Source organism: Microcoleus sp. Pol12A5, from assembly GCF_036701435.1.
Classification (GTDB): Bacteria; Cyanobacteriota; Cyanobacteriia; order Cyanobacteriales; family Microcoleaceae; genus Microcoleus.
In genome coordinates this window covers 55,528-61,745 of the sequence record NZ_JAUBQU010000032.1, presented here as the reverse complement: position 1 = coordinate 61,745, position 6,218 = coordinate 55,528, and the positions used below count along the sequence as shown (strand labels likewise).

At 47.6% G+C, this 6,218-nt stretch carries 6 protein-coding genes; 2 read left to right on the top strand and 4 right to left on the bottom strand.

All coding sequences use genetic code 11. The features are described 5' to 3' along the window. The 4 genes from QUA45_RS29165 to QUA45_RS11555 form a co-directional block, all read right to left on the bottom strand. Positions 1–1,775 (bottom strand): ATP-binding cassette domain-containing protein (locus QUA45_RS29165; RefSeq protein WP_445305306.1); only part of this gene is annotated, 1,775 nt, incomplete at its 3' end. 412 nt (positions 1,776–2,187) lie between these two features. Then, complete coding sequence (locus QUA45_RS11565; RefSeq protein ID WP_333094581.1) at positions 2,188–3,831, bottom strand: WD40 domain-containing protein; 1,644 nt, start codon at positions 3,829–3,831, stop codon at positions 2,188–2,190. Between the two features lie 161 nt (positions 3,832–3,992). Then, the gene (locus QUA45_RS11560) at positions 3,993–4,199 is read right to left on the bottom strand and encodes a hypothetical protein (RefSeq protein ID WP_333094582.1); all 207 of its coding nucleotides are present in this window, start codon (positions 4,197–4,199) and stop codon (positions 3,993–3,995) included. A gap of 183 nt (positions 4,200–4,382) precedes the next feature. Then, positions 4,383–5,081: a pirin family protein gene (locus tag QUA45_RS11555; RefSeq protein ID WP_333094583.1), complete on the bottom strand. Its 699-nt coding sequence runs from the start codon at positions 5,079–5,081 to the stop codon at positions 4,383–4,385. Between the two features lie 116 nt (positions 5,082–5,197). Between QUA45_RS11555 and QUA45_RS11550 the strand changes: the two genes are divergently transcribed. Both QUA45_RS11550 and QUA45_RS11545 read left to right on the top strand, forming a co-directional pair. Continuing rightward, entirely contained in the window at positions 5,198–5,536 is a 339-nt protein-coding gene (locus QUA45_RS11550) for a helix-turn-helix domain-containing protein (RefSeq protein WP_333220784.1), read from the top strand. A gap of 69 nt (positions 5,537–5,605) precedes the next feature. Next, complete coding sequence (locus QUA45_RS11545) at positions 5,606–6,004, top strand: DUF4112 domain-containing protein (RefSeq protein ID WP_333220782.1); 399 nt, start codon at positions 5,606–5,608, stop codon at positions 6,002–6,004. Positions 6,005–6,218 lie beyond the last annotated feature (214 nt).

The window sequence follows — 6,218 nt, the reverse complement described above, 5'->3', positions numbered from 1 at the left end:
TCTGAAACTTCTAGATTTTCGACAATCGGTTCTGGTTCATAATGCTCGCTCGACTCTTGTCTTTCGACAACTGGTTCGGATTCTGGTTGAGAATAGTCGATCGACTCTACGGTTTCTGAAACTTCTAGATTTTCGACAATCGGTTCTGGTTCATAATGCTCGCTCGACTCTTGTCTTTCGACAACTGGTTCCGATTCTGGTTGAGAATAGTCGATCGACTCTATGGTTTCTGAAACTTCTAGATTTTCGACAATCGGTTCTGGTGGAGAAGGTTCTATCGGGAGTCTCTCACTTTTATAAAAAACATTTTTTACAAAAGTGAGCATCCTGCTTGCTTGTTTAGAGATCTGTAGCGAGTAAGAGCCTCGGGTTCCTGTGACACCTAAACTGAGATGCTTCGCTTCACTCAAATCTACGGTTTCTGCAACTGGTTCTGATTCTGGTTGAGGATGTTCTATCGGCTCTACGGTTTCTGCAACTGGTTCTAATTCTGGTTGAGGATGTTCTATCAACTCTGCGGTTTCTGCAACTGGTTCTAATTCTGGTTGAGGATGTTCTATCGGCTCTACAGTTTCTGCAACTGGTTCCGATGCGGAATGAGAATAATCAAGCAACTCTTCAGTTTCTACAACTGCTTCCGATGCTGAAGAATGAGAATCATAGAGCGACTCTGGTTTATTTGAAACGGGCAGGTTGTCCGGGACGATCGTCGGTTGTGATTCTGATTGATGAGAATCCGCGATCGAATCTTGAATTTGTGTGGCTTCTTGGAGATTTCGATCGACCTCCGGTTCGCTGTGAACCAGATTTTCTTCCGGTTTCTTTTCAGCCGCTGTCAGCCTTAAAAACACATCTTCGAGAGTAGCGCGAGAGCGGCGCATTTCGCAGAGTCCAAATCCAGAGGCGACGATAGCTGTAGCAATTTCTCGTCCGGGTTCTCTTTCCGGTTCGCACAAGGCCCGCAAGCGGCAGCGATTCACTAAAAATTGCTGGCTTGGAATCAATTCGACCGATCGAACTCCTGGCAAATTTTCCAAAGAAGGCAACAGCAGACTGTTTACCAAATCTGCCTCGCCTTCGACTTCGAGTTCGTAGCCCTCTCCCACCGCCAACTCTCCCATCAAATTTTCGGGACTACCCGCAGCGGCGATTTTACCGCGATTGATGATGGTAACGCGGTTGCAAGTCATGCTGACTTCCGGCAGAATGTGCGTGGAAAGGATGATTGTGTGCTGGCCGCCAAGACTTTTGATTAAATTGCGGACTTCGATGATTTGTCGGGGGTCGAGGCCGACGGTTGGTTCGTCTAGGATAATCACTGGGGGGTCGTGGACGATCGCCTGGGCGATACCGACGCGCTGGCGAAATCCTTTAGAAAGTTTGCGGATTAAAACTTTGCGTTTATCAACCAGGCCGCAGCGTTCGATCGCGGAGGTAACTCGTCGCGCGCGATCGCCTGCAGGTACTTGCTTAATCCTGGCCACAAAAAACAGAAACCCTTCCACAGTCATTTCAGGATACAGTGGCGGGTTTTCCGGCAGATAGCCGATGCGCTGTCTGACGGCCATCGAGTTTTCGTGAACGTCGAGGCCGGCGATGCGGGCCGTACCGCTGGATGCCGGCAAATATCCCGACAAAATCCGCATCGTTGTGGTTTTGCCCGCGCCGTTTGGCCCCAAAAAACCGAGAATTTCTCCTGATTCGACCGAAAAAGACACGTCCGCGATCGCTGCGGTCGAACCGTAAGTTTTGCTTAAGTGTTCTACTTCAATCATTTGTCAGAAGTCACGCGATTTTAGGTTTTAGATTTTAGATTTACTTTGCCAACCACAGGCGGGACGCCTGTTCCACGAAGTTGAGAGTCCCGCCCGATCGGCGGGTCGATCGAATTTATGGCGAAATTTTTAATTTGATTTTGTCTTCCAGTGTAGTCTGGCAAGAACCAAATCTATCATAAGGGTCGAGCGTACTTTGAAGCAAAATGCTAGGGAGTACGGTGCGAAGCGCGGAAATGATTAGCCGACATACATCGAATCGCTACCAACTGACGCATCCTACCAGTAGAGTCCGTGCTTAACCGAACCCTCCACTAGCTGCCTTCGCTACAGACGCGGGGCTGTTTCTAGGTTGAGTAGCGCTTACGCGCCCCTCCGCCTAACGCGCCTTCGGGGTTCGTTCAAAAAAATCTCAACTCCTTTTCCAAATCTTGATTTCCCCCAACCAACCGGCACTAACAATAGTCTTACCGTCGCTGCTAATCGCCACAGCGCTAACGTAGCCAGCATGACCGCTCAAATTACCTCTCAATTCGCCCGATCGCACATCCCAAAGTCTCACACTCTTATCCCAACTCCCACTAACCAAAGTAGTGCCATCCCGACTGAAAGCCACCGACCAAACCCCGTCAGTATGCCCGCTTAAACGCCGAATTAACTGCCCGTTTCCTGCATTCCACAAACCGATTGTACCATTGCTGTTTCCCGCAGCTAAACTCTTGCCGTCGGGAGTAAAAGCTAGCGACAAAACAGACAAGCTTTTGCCGCTAATCGTGCGAATTGCTTGACCGCTAGCTAAATTCCAGAACCTAATTGAGCCGTCTTTGCTGCCACCAGCTAAAGTTTTGCTATCGGGACTAATTGCAACAGCATTCACTAACCCAGAATGCCCGGTCAAAGTCCGCAGCAATTCCCCCGTTTTGGCGTTCCAAATCTTAATCGTTTTGTCCCAACTGCCACTGGCTACAAATTGACCGTCGGGACTAACGGCAACGCTCGAAACTGCACCGGAATGCCCGCTCAAAGTGCGTACAACCGCGCCAGTTTCTAAATTCCAAATTTTCACAGTTTTGTCGTCGCTGCCGCTAGCTAACACCTTGCCATCGGCACTCGCGGCCAATGCGTTTACGGCTTCCGTGTGACCTTGCAGGGTAGTTTTTAATTGCCCGCTGGGAAAATTCCAAACTGAGATAGTGCCGTTGCTATTTCCTGTAGTAAAATAAGCGGAAGCTAGGGCAAGGGAACTGACAACTTCCGAAGGTCCTTTGAGGGTATTTGTGGCAGTAAAGGCGATCGTACTTGCGGGCGTGCGGGGCGCATTATTTGCCGGAGTTTTCGGGTTCCCGGCAGTAGGAGATTGGGGAACGACTGGCAGCGAAATAGTCGATCGCCATTTCATGAAAGTATTGATTTCTATCCCCGCCGCCACGATTTTATCGGAGTTGTCCTCTAACCTGACAATGCCGTTAATTGCGACAACTCGCCCTGCATCGTCGAGCACTGGGCCGCCGCTCATGCCGGCTCTCACTAAGTTGTTGTATACCAAAGTATAGCCGTTCCAAGGAGTTTGGCGGCCGGTAAGCTGACCTTCCGTGGCGATGAAAATCGGCTGTCTCAAAGAACCGCCGGATATCGGCCAGCCCGCCACATAAGCCTTGTTTCCCTTAGTTGCTGCGGAATTGGCTAATTGAGCCAGGGGGTAGCTTTGAGTGCTGCTGAACGGCACGACGGCCAAATCCGCACCGGGCATTCGCCGCACGAGGCTATAGTATACAGAGTGAGCTTTGCCGTCCGGAGTTACAACCTCGTAATCGCCGGCTTTATCGACAACGTGCCAGTTTGTGAGAATATAGTATGTGCTGCCCTGCTTTTCTAAAATTACTCCTGAACCGCCTTTTGGCCCCTGGATGCGAACAGTAATTTGTTGGGCAACGGTTTTAACTTTGTCGGCGGTTAATGCGAGGGCGATTTGAGGTGATGTCAGTGGGATGAGGGCGATCGAACTCAGGGCGATCGTAGCACTCAAAATAGCCGGAATTGTTCTGCTGTAATTCATTATCGTGTAAATTTAACATACCCACATATCAACTGACGCATAACTTTTCCGGTTTGTGGCATATTGACGGTTGAGAACGCCAAACCGCCTGCGCGATCGAACTTTCGACATTTGCACAAGCATAAAAATATTTGACACAGCCCTCTGGCTAGCAGAAAAATTTAGAATCGGGAACCGCACCTAGCCTCAACAATAGCCACTGGCTGATCTCTATTCTTTTCTCGGCAAATCAGAATTTGAGCCAAACGCTGCTCGGAATAATACCCATTAGCCATCCAGCCGAGGGGTGCGCCCGCGATCGCGCCGACTGCTAAACCAGTGATCAGGCTCCAAATAAGATGCTTTCTGGCGATCTGGTTTTGTTGCATAAAAATTTATCCTAAAGACTTATCCCTTACTAGAAGTACCATAAATAAAATTTACTGTCTTCCTCCTATTTACTTATTTCCTAAGTAGTAACCAACCCTCAGTAGGGTGGGAAATACGCACATTATATATCACTAAGTAGGGTGCGAATTATGCACCTTACTTAGTATATATGCTGCCCAATTCTATGCCAAATCAAACAGCAAAAATTCAGCATCTTCCGTAGCTTCAATCGCCAATTCAGACTCGCCGCTAACCGCCGCAGCGTCGCCATTTTTCAAAGGTAAACCGTTAAGCAAAATCGACCCGCTAGCAACTTGCACCCAAGCATGACGATTTGGCTGCAAAGTATGAGAAACCCGCGAATCTTTATCCAAAACAGCCGCATACAAATCCACATCTTGATGCACTTTCACAGCACCATCTCTCGCATCTCGTGCCGCCACTAAGCGCAGTTTTCCGTGCCTTTCTGCTAGGGGAAACTCCCGCTGCTCGTAACTCGGCTGCAAGCCTTTTGTATCTGGTAACAGCCAGATTTGCAGCAAATGAACCGGGTCTGTTTGCGAGTTATTGAACTCGCTGTGCTGGATACCAGTACCTGCACTCATCCGCTGCACTTCACCGGGTTTAATCACTGCACCAGTACCCAAACTGTCCTTGTGTTCTAATGCTCCTTCTAATACATAAGTAATGATTTCCATGTCGCTGTGCCCGTGAGTGCCGAAACCTCTGCCGGGGCTAACGAAATCCTCATTAATTACCCGCAAAGAGCGAAAGTTCATATAATTTGGATCGTAATAGCCGGCAAAAGAAAATGTATGGTAACTGTCTAGCCAACCATGATTAGCGTGTCCTCTTGCTTCACTTTTTCTAACGGTAATCATCTTCTGAATCCTCAGTGAAATTTATCGGGTATTTCTTTGATGTTTTTATTTTAAACCTAGTTAAGCTATTATGGATAGTACGCACTTAAAAGTGCGGTACTTACCAAAAAGATACTATGCAAGTCACAGAAGCAAAGGTCGATCGAGCAAATTGCCCTGTAGAACGCACTCTAGAGGTGATTGGCGGGCGCTGGAAAGTCTTGATTCTGCGGGAGTTGTTTCAAGGAGTGAAGCGCTTTAACGAGCTGCAACGAGCTGTCAACGGCATTACTCAGAAGATGCTGACGCAGCAACTGCGGGAAATGGAATCAGACGGGATTCTACACCGGGAAATTTACCTGCAAGTGCCGCCAAAAGTTGAATATTCGCTAACGCCTTTGGGCGAAAGTCTCAAACCGATTATTAATGCCATGCACGAATGGGGAATTCAGCATATTAGCGAAGATGGAAAATGAGCAGTTTCTAGATTTTTTTTCCGTCTTCCGACAGATTTCAAACTTTCAACCTAGTTCAACAATAATAATATGAACAACATAGAGCGTCTCGCCACCCTCAACCGCATCCGCAAACTCAGCCGCCTGATGGATACCGCCATTGGCATCCCCGGCACCAAATTTCGCATTGGTTTAGACCCGATTATCGGTTTAGTTCCGGGTGCTGGGGATATCGTAGATACTGCGTTTTCCGCCTACCTAATTTATTTAGCAACTCGATTCAACATTCCCCAAAAAACTCTAGGGAAAATGATTTACAATATCGGTCTAGAAGCCGTAGTTGGTTCAGTACCTTTAGTAGGAGATATCTTCGATGCTTTTTATAAATCAAACATGAGAAATCTGGCGCTTTTAGAAGCACACCTCGAAGAATCTGAACCAGAACTAGCCGCAGTTGCCGAACCTGTTCCTCAATCTATTAAATTGTAGGTACGAATTTCACAAACAATAATTGTAAATAACCAACAATCTCTCAAACCCGCCCATCACACTAAAAATCCCGCGCCTATTTTTCGCATTTAAAATGTAGGGGCGGGTTCACAAACAATAATTGTAAATAACCAACAATCTCTCAAACCCGCCCCATCAAACGAGAAATCCCCGCGCCTATTTTTGCATTTATATAAATCAAGGTTGATGTGAA